Here is a 15,733-nt window from a genome sequence, read left to right on the forward strand (position 1 = left end):
GCCCGCATCAGAAAGGGACCTGGTCGGAGGGATACTTCCAGAACTCCCGCAGCAGGTAGCTCACCGGCAAATTCAGTGCCCGGTTCGACGGTGGGATCGGCTGGGTGAACCAGCGGTCGTAGATGGGATAGATGTCGCGGCTGGCGATGAGGCGGCGCATTTCGTCGTCCACCACCTTCTTGAATTCCGGATCGCCCTTGGGCAGCACGATCGCCAGCGCCTCCGCCGTGATGAACTTGCCGACCACCTTGAGCGCCTTCGGATCGGGCCGCTCGGCGGCGAACGCGTAGAGCAGCACATCGTCCGTGGCGAAGGCATCGGCCTCGCCCTTTTCCACCATCTCGACCGCGTGCGAATCGTCGGGCGACTCGAGAAGGACCAGCTGCAGCGCGCGCTCGCGGTTGAGCTGCTGCGCGGCACGCTGCGCGGTGGTGCCGCGGGTGGTGACGAGCCGGCGGCCCGCCATGTCCTCGATGCGCTCGATGGGGCTGGAGGCCTTGACCAGCAGGCGCGTGCCCGTGATGAAGTGGGGAATCGTGAACGCCACGGTCTGGCGGCGCTCGGCGTTGTTCGTGGTGGAGCCGCACTCCAGGTCGGCACGTCCCTGGGCGATGGTCTCGATGCGGTTGCCCACGGTCACGGGGACGTAGGTGACGTCCATGTCCTTGCGGCCGGTCTTGTGGCGCACCGCGTCCGCCACGTGCTGGCACAGCTCCACCGCATAGCCCGCGGGCCGGCCGGCGGCGTCCTTGAACGCGAAGGGAATGGCATCGCTGCGGTACGCCACCATCAGCTTGCCGCCCGCGGCGATGCGTTCGAGCACACCCGCATGGGCGGCCACGGCACAGCAGAGGGCGGCCGCCCCCAGGAGGGCCCGCCAGAGGCGAACAGGATGCATGGTTTGTCTCGTCATGGAATACGGACTGATGCAAAAACCGCGCCAGCCGGGCCCTCTTTTCAGCCGCAGTTCAGTGACTGTTGCTTGGAGCCGGACGGGACTGTACGTCGTGCCTCAGCCGCTTTCCAATGCCGATTGAAAAGCGACTTCATGCAATCCACGCATAAAGTGCGCGACAGCATCAGAGCGGCTTGTCGGTCCCGTGCGCCTGCAGGTACGCCCACAGGGATTCGGCTGTGCCCTTGGCCCGGTCCTTGGCGGAAGGCTTCTGGCGGTAGGCGCGCACTTCCATCGCCATCTGCATGTCCTGCACGCCGTCGCGCACCGCGCTCACCAGGCGGCGGGATCGCAGCTCCTTCTTGACGGCGCTGTGCGGCAGGAAGGCCACGCCGTGGCCTTCGAGGGCCATGGCCTTCAGACCCTCGGCCATGTCGGTCTCGTACACCCGGTCGAGGTGGATCGGCGTGCCGGACTGCTTGAGGATGAGCTCCGTCACGCGGCCCAGGTAGGCCCCCGGCGCGTAGCCGAGGTAGGGCAGCGGCTGTCCGGGCTCGCCCGGCAGCGCGTGGATCGGGCGCCCCTCGCCATCGGCGCGCGAATAGGGCGAGAGGATCTCCTGTCCGAGCGTGATCATCTCGTAGCGGTCGGAATCCAGCTGCAGCGGCTGCGAGGGATGGTGGTAGGCGATCAGCAGGTCGCAGCCGCCTTCCACGAGCCGCAGCACGGCGTCGTGCACGTTGAGCGCGATGAGGCGGCTCTTCACGGGCCCGAACCGCTCGCGCAGGCTGGAGAGCCACGCGGGGAAGAACGTGAACGCCAGCGTGTGGGGCACGGCGAACTCGACCATGTCCTTGTCGGCGCTGGTGTGTGCGCGCAGCATGGCGCGGGTGTTCTGCAGCGACTGCAGCACGTCGAGCGCCTCCTCGTAGAGCGTCTTGCCCGCTGGCGTGAGCCGGGTGGGGTAGGAGCTGCGGTCCACGAGGTCGGTCCCGGCCCAGGCCTCCAGCGCCTGGATGCGCCGCGAGAACGCGGGCTGGGTCACGTGCCGCAATTGCGCCGACCGGCTGAAGCTGCGCGTCTCCGCGAGGCTGACAAAGTCCTCGAGCCACTTGGTTTCCATGGCAGGCATTATCAGCCCGGCCGCAGGAGGCCGGCGCGCCGCGGGCAGCCGCGCGCCCCCGGGAAATCCTGCACCGGCCCGGTACATATCCGGTTGCACAATACCGGCTGCGCCCATCCGGCGCGCTGACCGTCCAGCCCGGGGTGCACCACGCCGCGGACACCGGACCGCCGATGTCCTTCTCGTCCGTCCGCTGCTACCCCATGCCCGCCTCCCTGCCCCCCGGCGCCGAAGCCGACGCTTCCGCCGCCGCATCCGCCGCTTCCGTGGCCTCCCCTCCCCCCGCGGACCCCGCGACCGAACGCTCGCTGCGCCTCGAAGACGGCCTGACCGTCGCCGTCATGGCGCTGCTGGCGCTCATCACGTTCGCCAACGTGCTGGTGCGCTACTTCACCAATTCGTCCTTCGCCTGGACGGAGGAAATCTCGGTCTTCCTGATGATCGTGCTCGCGCTCGTGGCCGGCTCGGCCGCGGTGGCGCGCGACGTACACATCCGCATCGAATACTTCGCCGAGGGCGGCTCGCCCGCGCGCCGCCGCCGCCTCGCCCTCTTCGGGGCGCTCGCGGTCGCGGTGCTGTTCGGCGGCATCGCGGTGTTGAGCGCGCGCGTGGCCTGGGACGACTGGCGTTTCGGCGAAACCTCGCCAGGCATCGGGGTGCCGCAGTGGTGGTACTCCGTCTGGCTGCCCGTGCTGTCGGCCCTGATCACCGTGCGTGCGATCGGGCTCTTCCGCCGCCAGGCCCGCCGGGCCGCCGCGCTGGAGGCGCAGCCATGATCGCCGCCCTGCTCTTCGCCATCTTCCTGGGGATGATGATCGTCGGCGTGCCGATCGGTGCCGCCCTGGGCCTGGCCGGCACCGCCGCCATCGCGATCGCGAATGCCGAGACGCCCTGGTTCGGCCTGCTGGCGGTGCCGCAGAACTTCTATGCCGGGCTCGGCAAGTACCCGCTGCTCGCGATCCCGATGTTCGTGCTGGTCGGCTCGATCTTCGACCGCTCCGGCGTGGCGCTGCGCCTCGTGAACTTCGCGGTGGCGATCGTCGGGCGCGGCCCGGGCATGCTGCCGCTGGTGGCCATCGCCGTGGCCATGTTCCTCGGCGGCATCTCGGGCTCTGGCCCGGCCAACGCGGCCGCCGTGGGCGGGGTGATGATCGCCGCGATGTCGCGCGCGGGCTACCCCGGCTCGTTCTCGGCCAGCGTGGTCGGTGCGGCCGCGGCCACCGACATCCTGATCCCTCCGTCGGTCGCCTTCATCATCTATTCGGTGCTGGTGCCCGGCGCCTCGGTGCCCGCGCTGTTCGCGGCGGGCATGGTGCCCGGCGTGCTGGCCGGCATCGCATTGATCGTGCCGGCCGTGTGGCTGGCGCGCCGCCACCAGATGGGCGCGCTGGAAGCCTCCATGCCCCGCCCGCCCTTCTGGAAGAGCCTGCGCGAGGCCTCCTGGGGCCTGGCCGCGCCGGTGCTGATCCTGGGCGGCATGCGCGCGGGCTGGTTCACGCCCACCGAAGCCGCCGTGGTGGCCGTGTTCTACGGCCTCTTCGTGGGCATGTGCATCCACCGCACCATCCGGTTCCGGGACCTCTACACCATCCTGCGCGAGGCGGGCGAACTCTCGGCCGTGATCCTGCTCGTGGTGTCGCTAGCGGGCATCTTCGCGTTCTCGCTTTCCACGCTCGGCGTGATCGACCCGATCGCCAATGCCATCGTGCACTCGGGGCTCGGCGAATACGGCGTCATGGCGCTGCTGATCCTGCTGCTGATCACCGTGGGCATGTTCCTGGACGGCATCTCGATCTTCCTGATCTTCGTGCCGCTGCTGCTGCCCATCATGCAGCACTACCAGTGGGACCCGGTGTGGTTCGGCGTGATCCTCACGCTCAAGGTGGCGCTCGGCCAGTTCACGCCGCCGCTGGCCGTGAACCTGATGGTGTCGTGCCGCATCGCGGGCGTGCGCATGGAATCCACCGTGCGCTGGGTGGGCCCGATGCTGCTGGCCATGTTCCTCGTGATGGTGGCCGTCATCGCCTTCCCGCAGCTGGCGCTCTGGCTGCCCGCGCGCCTGGGCTACTGAGAGTGGCCCACGCCGAAGCCCGGCATCTTTTTCCCGCAACCCGATAACGATCAGGAGACGATCCATGCAACTGCGCACCTTCCTCGCCACCGCCGTGGCGGCCGCCGCCGCCCTCGCCTTCACCGCCGCCCCGGCCGCAGCGCAGAACTACAAGAGCGAATACCGCATGTCGCTGGTGCTGGGCACCGCCTTTCCCTGGGGCAAGGGCGGCGAGCTCTGGGCGAACAAGGTGCGCGAACGCACCCAGGGCCGCATCAACATCAAGCTCTATCCGGGCGTCTCCCTCATCCAGGGCGACCAGACGCGCGAATTCAGCGCGCTGCGCCAGGGCGTGATCGACATGGCCGTGGGCTCGACGATCAACTGGTCGCCCCAGGTCAAGGCGCTGAACCTGTTCTCGCTGCCCTTCCTGTTCCCCGACTACGCGGCGGTGGACGCGGTCACGCAGGGCGAGGTCGGCAAGAGCCTCTTCCAGACGCTCGAGAAGGCCGGCGTCGTGCCGCTCGCCTGGGGCGAGAACGGCTACCGCGAGATCTCCAACTCCAAGCGACCCATCAAGAGCCCGGCGGACCTGAAGGGCATGAAGATCCGCGTGGTCGGCTCGCCGCTGTTCCTCGACACCTTCACCGCGCTGGGCGCCAACCCCACCCAGATGAGCTGGGCCGATGCCCAGCCCGCCATGGCCAGCGGCGCGGTGGACGGGCAGGAGAATCCGCTGTCGGTCTACATGGCCGCCAAGCTCTACACCGTGGCGCAGAAGCACGTCACGATGTGGAACTACATGAACGATCCGCTGGTGTTCGTGGTCAACAAGGACATCTGGAACAGCTGGACCCCGGCCGACCGCGAGATCGTCAAGCAGGCGGCCATCGAGGCGGGCAAGGAAGAGATCGCCATCGCCCGCAAGGGCCTGGAAGGCGCCGACAAGCCCCTGCTGAAGGAGATCGCCGGCCACGGCGTGACGGTGACCCAGCTCACGCCCGAAGAGCGCCAGGCCTTCGTGCAGGCCACGCGCCCGGTGGTGGAGAAGTGGAAGGGCCAGATCGGCGCGGACCTCGTGAACGCGGCGGAGAAGGCCGTGGCGGCCCGCAAGTGATGCCGCGCGGCGGCATACCTTCCGCCGCCGCCGCCACTGCCGCCGCCGCCGCCGCCGCACGGAAGGCTCATCCTTCGCGGGCCTGCTGGCGCCACATGTCCGCGTAGCGCCCCTCCAGCGCCAGCAGCTGCGCGTGGGTGCCGCGCTCCACGATGCGGCCCGTGTCCATCACCAGGATCTCGTGCGCATCCACCACCGTCGACAGGCGGTGGGCGATGACCAGCACCGTCTTGCCCTCGGCCGCGCTGCGCAGCTCGGCCTGGATGGCCCGCTCGTTCGCCGTGTCGAGCGCGGACGTGGCCTCGTCGAACACCAGGATCGGCGGGTTCTTGAGCAGCGTGCGGGCGATCGCCACGCGCTGCTTCTCGCCCCCCGAAAGCTTCAGACCCCGCTCGCCCACCTGGGTGGCGTAGCCCGCGGGCAGCGCGGCGATGAAGTCGTGGATGCGCGCGGCGCGGGCCGCGGCCTCGATCTCCTCCTGAGGCGCACCCGGCCGCCCGTAGGCGATGTTGTAGCCGATGCTCTCGTTGAACAGCACCGTGTCCTGCGGCACCGCTCCCACGCTGCGGCGCAGGCTTTCCTGCGCGACGCCGCGGATGTCCTGGCCATCCACCGTGATGCGGCCCTGCTGCACGTCGTAGAAGCGGAACATCAGCCGGGCGAGCGTGGATTTCCCCGAGCCCGAGGGGCCCACCACGGCCACCGTCCGGCCCGCGGGGATCTTGAAGTCCACGCCATGGAGGATCGGCCGGGCGGGCTCGTAGGCGAAATGCACGGCCTCGAAGCGCACTTCCGGGGCGCCATTCAGGTGCAGCGGCGGCGCCTGCGGCGCGTCCTGCACTTCCTGCGGCCGGTCCATCAGCGTGAACATCTTGTCCAGATCGGTCAGGCTCTGCTTGATCTCGCGGTAGATCACCCCCAGGAAGTTGAGCGGAATGTAGAGCTGGATCATGAACGCGTTGACCATGACCAGGTCGCCCAGCGTCATGCGGCCTTCGGCCACGCCATCCGCCGCGCGCCACAGCATGGCGACGAGGCCCGTGGCGATGATGAGCTGCTGCCCGGCGTTGAGCAGCGACAGCGAGGTCTGGCTCTTGAGCCGCGCGAGGCGCAGGCGCTCCAGGCTCTCGTCGTAGCGCCGCACCTCGAAGCCTTCGTTGTTGAAGTACTTCACGGTCTCGTAGTTCAGCAGCGAATCCACCGCCTTCGTGTGGGCCGCGGAATCGAAGGCATTGGCCTCGCGGCGGAAGCGCGTGCGCCACTCGGTGAGCAGCACGGTGAAGAGGATGTAGCACGCCAGCGCGCCGAGCGTGATCCAGGCGAAGACCGGGTCGAACTTGCCCCCGAGCACCGCGAGCACCAGGAACACCTCGAGCAGCGTGGCGCCGATGTTGAACAGCGTGAAAGAGATCAGCGATTCGATGCCGCGCACGCCGCGCTCGATGTCGCGCGTCATCCCGCCCGTCTGCCGCTCCAGGTGGAAGCGCAGGCTCAACGCGTGCAGGTGCTCGAAGGTTTCCAGCGCGATGCGCCGCGCGGCGCCCTGGGTGGCCTTGGCGAAGACGAGTTCACGCAGTTCGGTGAAGACCGAGGTGCTGAGCCGCAGCAGCCCGTACGCCGCGAGCAGCGCGACCGGCACCACCACGAGCGCGGTGGCGGCCCCGGGGGCGGGCGCCATGGCATCCACGATGCGCTTGAGCAGCAGCGGCACGCCCACGTTCGCGAGCTTGGCGCAGAGCACGAACACCAGCGCCGCGAGCACGCGCCAGCGGTAGTGCAGCAGGTAGGGAATCAGGCGGGCGAGGGTTGCACGGTCGCTGCGGACGGGGTCCGCGGCGGGCACTGCGGAGGGGGAAGGGGATGGGGCTACGTCGCCGTGGGGGCGCATGGGGGACAATCTGGGTCGTTGTTGTTACCTAGATTGTGCCCATGACCTCCCACCAGCCCACCCAGAGTGCCTTGCCCGTCGACAAGGAGCTGGTGCTCAAAGTGATCCCGATGCCGGCGGACTGCAACGCCAACGGCGACATCTTCGGGGGCTGGGTGATGGCGCAGGTGGACCTCGCGGGCTCGGTGCTGCCCGCGCGCCACGTCCAGGGCCGCATGGCCACGGTGGCCGTGAACGAGTTCGTCTTCAAGCAGCCCGTGCGCGTCGGGGACATCCTCTCGTTCTTTTCCACCATCACGCGCATCGGCCGCACGTCGGTGACCGTGGAGGTGGAGGTGTATGCCGAGCGCTTCGCCGCCCAGGGCCGCTACGTGAAGGTGACGGAAGCCCGCCTCACCTACGTGGCCATCGACGCATCGGGCCGGCCACGCGCCGTGCCGCGCCCTGCCGACGAGGCGGACGCACCTTCTCCCGAAGGCACGGCCTGAATGCGGACGGACCGTGCATGAAGGCACGGTCCGCGGGTGGAGCCCGGTGGCCGCCGCCCCCTGGGGCCTGCGGCGGACCAGGCGGGTCGCATCAGGCAGCGAGGGCCTGCGCCTCGGTGCGCGGGATGTTCGCGGCGCTGTGGGAGCGCGACGCACCCGACATGCCCGCCTCGATCTCGCCGGCCAGCTGGCCGCCCTCTTCGATCACCACCTTGCCATAGCGGATCTTGCCGTTCACCTTGCCGGTGCTGTAGATGACGAGCTTCTGGCGCACGATCAGCGTGCCGTTGAATTCCCCGTGGATCTCGGCGATGTCGATCTCTGCCGAGCCCCGGAACGCGCCCTGTTCCGCGATCTGGATGACGCGCGAATCCATGGTGGCCTCCACCGTGCCTTCCACCACGAGCGTGTCGCAGTCGGTGATCTCCACACCCTTGAGCTTGATGTTCGGGCCGACGGTGAGCTTGCTGCCCGCGCTTTCCGTGGCGGCAACCTCCACCGCCCGGGAAGCGCCGGCCGCGGGCACCGTTGCGGCGGGAGAGGTGGTGGCGGCGGCGGGCGTCACGGCGCTGCCGGCTCCGCCCAGCACGGACGAAGGCTGGCGGGGCTGGAACGACTCGGGTTCACGCTTGCCGAAGAAGGGGTTTTGCACGGCCATCAGATCTCCTTGGAAAAAGTTGGTCCGATGCTAGAAGGCCCCCTTTCCGGAAAATCCACGCGTTACGCAAGAACGGTAACGAAACCCTTCGACCGTTGCATGCACTTGCAGTGCTTGCAGCGTCATACAGGGGCGCCACCCCGCGTAGGCGGGCGCAGCGGCCGCGTGTCGGAAGCCCGCCTGCTCAGGGCTGGAAGCCCGAACGCCGCACCACGGGGGCCCATTGCGCCTTGTAGGCTGACAGCATCTGTGCCGTCTGATCGCGCGAACTCGCGACGGGCACCATGCGCGCGGCGGTGAACCGGGCCTGGACCGCTTTGTCCGCCATGGCCTCGGAGGTGGCCTCCGCGATGCGGCGCGTGCGCGTCCCCGGCATCCAGGCGGGTGCGTAGAGCACGTTCCAGCCCTGCGCCGACAGGACCAGGCCGGTTTCCTTGAACGTCGGCACCATGGGCAGCTCCGGCGCCCGGTGGTCGTCCGAAATCGCCAGGATGCGCAGTTTGCCCTCCTTGTGCAGGGGCTCCAGCGCATCGAGGGCATCGATGGCCAGCGGCACGTGGCCCCCGATCAGGTCGTCGAGCAGCGGCCCCGAGCCGCGGTAGCCGACCACCGGCAGCGTGAGGCCGAGCTGCTCGGCCAGCATGAGCGCGACGAAATGGGGAAGGCTGCCCGTGGCCGGCACGCCGGCAGAGAGCCGGTCCTTGTGCGCCAGCATCCAGGCGTGCAGTTGCGAGAACCCGCGCACCGGCACGCCCGTGCCCACGGCCACGCCGAAGGCATAACGCGTGATCTGCGACAGCGGCACATAGTCCCTGTCCGGTTCGTAGCCGTTGTCCTTGAACACCAGGGGAGCGATCAGCATGGTGGCCGGATTGGCCAGCAGTGCCACGTTCGTGCCGGTTTTCTCGCGATGCAACTGCTGGGCGGCCAGGCGGCCACCGGCCCCGGGGCGGTTGTCCACGGTCACCGGCACGCCGAGCCGTGGGGCCAGGGCTTCGGCCAGCAGGCGGGCGGCACCGTCGGACGAGCCGCCCGGCGCATAGGGCACCACGATGCGCAGGGCGCCACCGTCCAGCGCACTCCGGCCCTGCGATCGGGCCGCATGCGGCCACAGCAGCGGGGCTGCAGCCCCGGCCGCGGACCAGCGGAGCCAGTCCCGGCGGCGGAGGGGGTGGGCGGGGTCGGAGGAGCGGGTCATGCCGGCAGCATCGCGAGGGGATGTTGCCGAATGTAGCGCCGCTGGATTTCGGCGGAGGCTAGCGTTATCACGGAGGGCGTCCGAGGCCCGCGCCCACTGTCGAGCAAAAGGGGAATCAGCTGGCGCTGAAGTCCGGGCGCCTCTTTTGGCGAAAACTGCTGGGTCGCTTCGCAGCCCGTTCTCCTGCGGAGAACACCGGACTTCAGCTGGCGCTGAAGTCCGGGCGCCGTTTTTCCATGAACGCCGTGAAGGCTTCGCGGGCGGCGGGTTCCTGGAGCATGCGGCCGAAGGAGGCGCCCTCTTCCGCCATGCGCTCGAGCACGGCGGCGGTCTGGTCCTTCTTCATCAGGCGCTTGGTCTCGATCAGGGACGACAGCGGCTTGGACGCGAGCTTGCGGGCCTGGGTCTGGGCCACCATGTTGCATTCCGTGGGCGGCACGACGCGGTTGACGAGGCCGACTTCCAGCGCGGCTTCCGCCATGAACGGTTCGCCCAGCAGCAGGGCCTCCGCCGCGCGGTGGTAGCCCATCATGCGCGGCACGAGCAGGCTGGATGCGGCCTCGGGGCAGAGCCCCAGGTTGACGAAGGGCATGGAGAACGCCGCGTTGTCGCCCGCATAGACCAGGTCGCAGTGCATCAGCATCGTCGTGCCGATGCCCACGGCGGGGCCGCAGACGGCCGCGACGACGGGCTTGGGGAAGGTGGCGATCGCGCGCAGGAACCGGAACACCGGCGATTCCTGGGTGGAGGGCGGGTTGTTCAGGAAATCCCCGATGTCGTTGCCTGCGCTGAAGATCGCGACGTCGCCCTGCAGCACGATCACGCGCACGGCCGGATCCTGGGCCGCCGCCTCGAAGGCATCCGCCAGCGCCGCATACATGGCGCGCGTGATGGAATTCTTCTTGTCCACGCGGTTGAACGTGATGGTGGTCACGCCGGATTCGACGTGTGAGAGGATGTCCTGGGATGCGGTCATGGGCGGGGCTCCTGCGCTTTCTTTAGTCATTCATTCTTTGTAGTAGACGATCTGGTGGCTGCTCGCGAGCATGGTGCCGCCCTGGTTCCAGAGCTGCACCGTCTGGTCGAAGAAGCCGTTGCGGAATTCCTGCGCGCGGGCCTGTCCCAGCAGGTAGCCGGTGCCCGTATCCGCCAGTTGGTCGCGGCCGGCATGGAAGTACACGGTGAGCGACACCGTGCCAGCCGGCACCTGGCGCGCGCGGCGCAGCCACACGCGGGGAAAGAATACATCGGCCAGAGCGGCGAGCGCGCAGAAATCGAGCGGCCGCGCGGGCTCGTCGCGCATCCACAGCTGGCTCAGGCTGCTGTCGCCGCCGCCGTCCCAGCGCGACGGCAGGGCGCCGGTCACCGGCCGCAGGTCGTAGCGGTCGAGCCACTTCACCGGCATGCCGCGCAGGATGCGCTCCAGGCCGTCGGGCGGAGCCACCTCGGGCATGGGGGTGTCGGGCAGGCTCCAGGTCTCGCGCCGCACCGCGGTGACGGCCGTGGCCGTGGTGGTGACCACCGGCTCGCCGTCGGCCCCGGCCTGCAGCACCGACAGCGTCCAGTGCTGCGTGGACCGGTTGGTGCGCACGGGCACCGCCTGCACCGTGAACTCGCCCTCGGCGATGGCGCCGGCATAGTTCACCGTGAGCGACAGCGGATCGCCCAGGCGCTCCGGATGCTGCATCACGGCCTGCAGCAGCACCGCGGCCGTGATGCCGCCGAACGGCCCGACCATGTTCCAGTAGGCGGGCGACGTGCGCGCCGTGCAGAGGCCGGGCCCGGTTTCCGTAAGCGCCAGCGCGTCGTCCAGTGGGTGCAGTGAATCGGTCATGGTGAGCGAGTGTGCCGTGGTTGCAAACGGTTGGCCGTCGTACCGGTGACTGGACAAGGCAGAGCGCTACCCGCTCTTGCCAGCAGACGCCGTGGAACGGGCTTCGCCCGGCCACCGGCGTCGTCCCCCTTCCCGGTGTAGCCGAGAGGGGGGAAGGGGGGAAGCGGCGCAGCCGCGCAGCCGCTCAGGGGGATGTACTCACACCCTTTCGAAGATGCCCGCGGCGCCCTGCCCCATGCCCACGCACATCGTGACCATGCCGTACTTCAGGTTCTTGCGGCGCAGCGCATGCACGACCGTGGCCGAGCGGATGGCGCCCGTGGCACCCAGCGGATGGCCCAGCGCGATCGCGCCTCCCATCGGGTTCACCCTGGCCGGGTCCAGCCCCAGCTGGCGCAGCACGGCCAGCGACTGGGCGGCGAAGGCCTCGTTCAGCTCGAACCAGTCGATGTCCTGCTGCTGCAGGCCAGCGTAGCGCAGCGCGGCGGGAATCGCCTCGATCGGGCCGATGCCCATGATGCTCGGCGGCACGCCCTTGCTGGCGAAGCTGACGAAGCGTGCCAGGGGGGTGAGGCCGAAGCGCTTCACGGCGGATTCGCTCGCGAGGATCAGCGCGCCCGCGCCGTCGCTGGTCTGCGAGCTGTTGCCGGCCGTGACCGAGCCGCGTGCGGCGAACACCGTCTTGAGCTTCGCGAGTCCTTCCAGGCTGGTGTCGGGCCGGGCACCCTCGTCCAGCGCCACCGTGCGGGTTTTCGCGATGCTCTCGCCCGAATCCAGGTCCGCGGTGCGGTCCGTCACTTCGATCGGCGTGATCTCGTCCGTGAACTCACCCGCCTGCTGCGCGGCCAGCGCGCGCTGGTGCGACTGCAGCGCGAAGGCATCCTGGTCTTCGCGCGAGACCTTCCACTGCTGGGCGACCTTCTCGGCCGTGAGGCCCATGCCGTAGGCGATGCCCACGTCGCCGTCCCTGGCGAAGATGCTGGGCGAGAGCGAGGGCGTGTTGCCCATCATGGGCACCATGCTCATGCTCTCGACACCCGCGGCGATCATCACCTCGGCCTCGCCCACGCGGATGCGGTCGGCCGCCATCTGCACGGCCGAGAGGCCCGAAGCGCAGAAGCGGTTGACGGTGATGCCGCCCACGCTGGTGGGCAGGCCCGCCAGCACGGCGCCGATGCGCGCCACGTTCAGGCCCTGCGCGCCCTCGGGAATCGCGCAGCCGCAGATGATGTCCTCGATGGCGGCCGGGTCCAGCCCCGGCACCTGGGCCAGCGCGGCCTTCAGGGTCGTGGCCAGCAGGTCGTCGGGCCGGGTGTTGCGGAAGTAGCCGCGGTGCGACTTGCCGATGGGCGTGCGCGTGGCGGCGACGATGTAGGCGTCCTGCATTTGTTTTGCCATGGAGAAGGCTCCTTCAATCGATCCGTCGATCGGTCAGTCAATCGTTTACCTGGCGGGGCGGCTGGAGGGAACCCAGGCCCACGTGAATTCGCATTGCACCGGCTCGGCGCCGGACTCGTCCGTCACCGTGACCGGCACCCGCAGTTCGCCTTTGTCGGTGTCCTGCATCGCCTGGCGCTGCGCGTCGGTGAGCACCGCCACCGCGCGCAATGCGCCGTGGGCGCGCTGGCGGAAGGCCATCTTCATGTCCTTGGCGAGCGGAATGCAGTCGTCGCGCACGTTCAGCCCCATGGCCATGCCGGTGGCCGTCTCGGCCAGCAGATTCATGGCCGAGGCGTGGATGCCGCCGATGTGGTTGCGCACGCGGGGTTCGTTGCGCAGGCGCACTTCCACCCGGAGGGGCGACATCTCGATGAACTCCACGCGTGCGGTCTTCGTGAACGGCACGGCGCGGCGCAGCACCAGATTGCGCACCCACGGGCGCAGGAACGCCGGGAACTCGTCCACCTGCTGCAGCTGCAGTTGCAGGCGGTTCGGCGCGGGGAGCGGGGCAGGGGCGGTGGCCATGCGGGCGGTCAATTGCGCACCGGCTTGCCGGTGCTCAGCATGCCCAGGATGCGCTCCTGCGTCTTCGGATGCTGGATCAGCGCGCAGAACGCCTTGCGCTCGAGCGCCATCAGGTATTCCTCGCTCACCAGCGTGCCGGCATCCACGTCGCCGCCGCAGACGATCTCGGCGATCAGCGTGGCGATGTGCTGGTCGTGGTCGCTGATGAAGCCGCCATCGCGCATGTTGACCAGCGAGCCGCGGATCGTGGCGATGCCGCTGCGGCCGGCGACCGGGAACAGCCGCTTGTTCGGCGCACGCCAGCCGCTGGCGGCCATGGCCTTGGCTTCGTTGAGCGCGACGAACAGCACCTCGTCCTTGTGCGGCACGACGATGTCGCTCTCCAGCAGGTAGCCGAGCTTGCGCGATTCGAGCGCGCTCGTGCCCACCTTGGCCATGGCGGCGGCGGTGAAGCCTTCCGTGAGGAAGGGCAGCAGGTCCTTGCCGGTGGACGCGGCGGCGTTCTCGGCCGCGCGGCGCGCGATGTAGGTCAGGCCGCCCGCGCCGGGCACCAGGCCCACGCCCACTTCGACGAGGCCGATGTAGCTCTCCATGTGGGCGACGCGGCGCGACGAATAGACGGCCAGCTCGCAGCCACCGCCCAGCGCCATGCCGTGGATGGCGGACACCACCGGCACCTGGGCGTAGCGCAGCCGCAGCATCAGGTTCTGCAGCTCCTGCTCCACGCCTTCGATCGCCGAGACGCCGGCCACGACGAAGGCCGGCATGGTGGCCTGCAGGTCGGCACCCACGCTGAAGGGTGCGTCGCCGGACCAGATCACCAGGCCATCGTAGTCGCGCTCGGCGGTGTCGATGGCCTCCATCAGCCCTTCCATCACGTCGGGGCTGATCGCATGCATCTTGCTTCGGATGCTGGCGATGAGCACCTTGCCGTCCAGCGTCCAGGTGCGCAGCGCATCGGACTCGGACACCGTGGTGCCGGCCGTGCGCCAGTCCGGCAGGTGGGTCTCGCCCAGCAGCTTTTCGGGGAAGTGCTGGCGCTCGTAGACCGGCAGCTGGCGGCGCGGCACGAACTTCTGCTTCGACGCGCTCCACGAGCCCTCGGCCGTGTGCACGCCGCCGGCCTCGGCCACCGGGCCCTTGAAGACCCACTCGGGCAGCGGCGCCTTGGACAGTGCCTTGCCCGCGTCGATGTCTTCCTGGATCATCTTCGCCACGTCGAGCCAGCCGGCTTCCTGCCACAGCTCGAACGGGCCCTGCTTCATGCCGAAGCCCCAGCGCATGGCCTGGTCCACGTCACGGGCGTTGTCCGCGATGGTGGCCAGGTGCACGGCGGCATAGTGGAAGCTGTTGCGCAGGATGGCCCACAGGAACCGGCCCTGCGCGCCCTCGGCATTGCGCAGCAGTTTCAGGCGCTCGGCGGCCGGCTTCTTGAGCATGCGGCCGTACACCTCGTCGGCCTTCTGGCCGCCGGGCACGTACTCGCCTTCGGCCAGGTCGAAGCGCAGGATGTCGCGCCCCACCTTCTTGTAGAAGCCGGCCTTGGACTTCTGGCCCAGGTGCTTCATCTCGATGAGTTTGTTCAGCACCTCGGGCGTCCCGAAGCTGCCGTAGAACGGATCGGTGTCTTCCGTCAGGTTGTCCTGCAGCGTCTTGATGACGTGCGCCATCGTGTCCAGGCCCACCACGTCGGCGGTGCGGAAGGTGCCGCTGGAAGCGCGCCCCAGCTTCTTGCCCGTGAGGTCGTCCACCACGTCGTAGGTGAGGCCGAAGTTCTCCACCTCCTTCATCGTCGCCAGCATGCCGGCGATGCCGACGCGGTTGGCGATGAAGTTGGGCGTGTCGTGCGCGCGCACCACGCCCTTGCCCAGCCCGCTCGTGACGAAGGCTTCGAGCTGGTCCAGCACTTCCGGCCGGGTGGTGGGCGTGTCGATCAGCTCCACCAGCGTCATGTAGCGCGGCGGGTTGAAGAAGTGGATGCCGCAGAAGCGCGGCTTGATCGCATCGGGCAGCGCTTCGGAGAGCTTCGTGATCGACAGGCCGGACGTGTTCGACGCCACGATGGCGTTCGGCGCGACGAAGGGCGCGATCTTCCTGTAGAGATCGAGCTTCCAGTCCATGCGCTCGGCGATCGCCTCGATGATGAGGTCGCAGCCGCGCAGCTGCTCCAGGTGCTCTTCGTAGTTGGCCTGGCCGATCAGCGCGGCGTCGTCCGCCACGCCCAGCGGCGAAGGCTTGAGCTTTTTCAGGCCCTCGATGGCCTTGGCGACGATGCCGTTCTTCGGGCCTTCCTTGGCAGGAAGATCAAAGAGGACGACCGGCACCTTCACGTTGGCGAGGTGGGCCGCGATCTGCGCGCCCATCACGCCCGCGCCGAGCACGGCGACTTTCTTCACTTGGAATCGGGACATGGTGTTTCTTTAAATGATGTAGAGCGGGTGACACAACTCAGCGAAGCGGTTCTGGCGAGGCGCTGCGTCGCAGGCAGTACGGGTAGTACGACAAGACGCCGCAACG

Annotated in this window: 14 protein-coding genes; 4 read left to right on the forward strand and 10 right to left on the reverse strand. The window is 69.0% G+C overall.

Annotated elements, in window-relative coordinates; genetic code table 11:
* Positions 1 to 7: 7 nt before the first annotated feature.
* Both Q9R47_RS13010 and Q9R47_RS13015 read right to left on the reverse strand, forming a co-directional pair.
* Complete coding sequence (locus Q9R47_RS13010) at positions 8 to 898, reverse strand: amino acid ABC transporter substrate-binding protein (RefSeq protein ID WP_311233622.1); 891 nt, start codon at positions 896 to 898, stop codon at positions 8 to 10.
* 181 nt (positions 899 to 1,079) lie between these two features.
* A complete protein-coding gene (locus Q9R47_RS13015) occupies positions 1,080 to 2,018 on the reverse strand; it encodes a LysR substrate-binding domain-containing protein (RefSeq protein ID WP_311233623.1) in 939 nt (312 codons plus the stop codon).
* Positions 2,019 to 2,221: 203 nt separating this feature from the next.
* Here Q9R47_RS13015 and Q9R47_RS13020 point away from each other — a divergent pair, with 203 nt between their 5' ends.
* The 3 genes from Q9R47_RS13020 to Q9R47_RS13030 all read left to right on the forward strand — a co-directional run bounded on the left by Q9R47_RS13020 (position 2,222) and on the right by Q9R47_RS13030 (position 5,185).
* Complete coding sequence (locus tag Q9R47_RS13020) at positions 2,222 to 2,794, forward strand: TRAP transporter small permease (protein WP_311233772.1); 573 nt, start codon at positions 2,222 to 2,224, stop codon at positions 2,792 to 2,794.
* A complete protein-coding gene (locus Q9R47_RS13025) occupies positions 2,791 to 4,089 on the forward strand; it encodes a TRAP transporter large permease (protein WP_311233624.1) in 1,299 nt (432 codons plus the stop codon). Before Q9R47_RS13020 ends, Q9R47_RS13025 begins: the two co-directional genes overlap by 4 nt.
* A 64-nt stretch (positions 4,090 to 4,153) precedes the next feature.
* The gene (locus Q9R47_RS13030) at positions 4,154 to 5,185 is read left to right on the forward strand and encodes a DctP family TRAP transporter solute-binding subunit (RefSeq protein WP_311233625.1); all 1,032 of its coding nucleotides are present in this window, start codon (positions 4,154 to 4,156) and stop codon (positions 5,183 to 5,185) included.
* Positions 5,186 to 5,252: 67 nt separating this feature from the next.
* On the opposite strand, the gene Q9R47_RS13035 is transcribed toward Q9R47_RS13030, so the two are convergent.
* Positions 5,253 to 7,073 carry an ABC transporter ATP-binding protein/permease gene (locus Q9R47_RS13035; protein ID WP_311233626.1) on the reverse strand — a complete coding sequence of 607 codons (1,821 nt, stop codon included), beginning with the start codon at positions 7,071 to 7,073 and terminating at the stop codon, positions 5,253 to 5,255.
* Positions 7,074 to 7,114: 41 nt separating this feature from the next.
* Between Q9R47_RS13035 and Q9R47_RS13040 the strand changes: the two genes are divergently transcribed.
* Positions 7,115 to 7,561: an acyl-CoA thioesterase gene (locus Q9R47_RS13040; protein ID WP_311233627.1), complete on the forward strand. Its 447-nt coding sequence runs from the start codon at positions 7,115 to 7,117 to the stop codon at positions 7,559 to 7,561.
* Between the two features lie 91 nt (positions 7,562 to 7,652).
* On the opposite strand, the gene Q9R47_RS13045 is transcribed toward Q9R47_RS13040, so the two are convergent.
* The 7 genes from Q9R47_RS13045 to Q9R47_RS13075 form a co-directional block, all read right to left on the reverse strand.
* On the reverse strand, positions 7,653 to 8,219 hold the full coding sequence (locus tag Q9R47_RS13045; RefSeq protein ID WP_311233628.1) for a polymer-forming cytoskeletal protein: 567 nt from the start codon (positions 8,217 to 8,219) through the stop codon (positions 7,653 to 7,655).
* Positions 8,220 to 8,403: 184 nt separating this feature from the next.
* Positions 8,404 to 9,417 (reverse strand): tripartite tricarboxylate transporter substrate-binding protein, encoded by a 1,014-nt coding sequence (locus Q9R47_RS13050; RefSeq protein ID WP_311233629.1) that lies wholly within the window; start codon positions 9,415 to 9,417, stop codon positions 8,404 to 8,406.
* Between the two features lie 202 nt (positions 9,418 to 9,619).
* Positions 9,620 to 10,393 carry an enoyl-CoA hydratase gene (locus tag Q9R47_RS13055; RefSeq protein WP_311233630.1) on the reverse strand — a complete coding sequence of 258 codons (774 nt, stop codon included), beginning with the start codon at positions 10,391 to 10,393 and terminating at the stop codon, positions 9,620 to 9,622.
* Between the two features lie 30 nt (positions 10,394 to 10,423).
* On the reverse strand, positions 10,424 to 11,251 hold the full coding sequence (locus tag Q9R47_RS13060; protein WP_311233631.1) for a thioesterase family protein: 828 nt from the start codon (positions 11,249 to 11,251) through the stop codon (positions 10,424 to 10,426).
* Between the two features lie 198 nt (positions 11,252 to 11,449).
* Positions 11,450 to 12,649 (reverse strand): acetyl-CoA C-acyltransferase, encoded by a 1,200-nt coding sequence (locus Q9R47_RS13065; RefSeq protein ID WP_311233632.1) that lies wholly within the window; start codon positions 12,647 to 12,649, stop codon positions 11,450 to 11,452.
* Between the two features lie 45 nt (positions 12,650 to 12,694).
* Positions 12,695 to 13,216, reverse strand: coding sequence for a DUF4442 domain-containing protein (locus tag Q9R47_RS13070; RefSeq protein ID WP_311233633.1), 522 nt, complete (start codon positions 13,214 to 13,216; stop codon positions 12,695 to 12,697).
* An 8-nt stretch (positions 13,217 to 13,224) separates the two neighbouring features.
* The gene (locus Q9R47_RS13075; protein ID WP_311233634.1) at positions 13,225 to 15,627 is read right to left on the reverse strand and encodes a 3-hydroxyacyl-CoA dehydrogenase NAD-binding domain-containing protein; all 2,403 of its coding nucleotides are present in this window, start codon (positions 15,625 to 15,627) and stop codon (positions 13,225 to 13,227) included.
* Between the last annotated feature and the right edge of the window lie 106 nt (positions 15,628 to 15,733).

It is taken from the genome of Acidovorax sp. PRC11 (genome assembly GCF_031844105.1).
In the GTDB taxonomy this organism is placed as follows: Bacteria; Pseudomonadota; Gammaproteobacteria; order Burkholderiales; family Burkholderiaceae_C; genus Paracidovorax.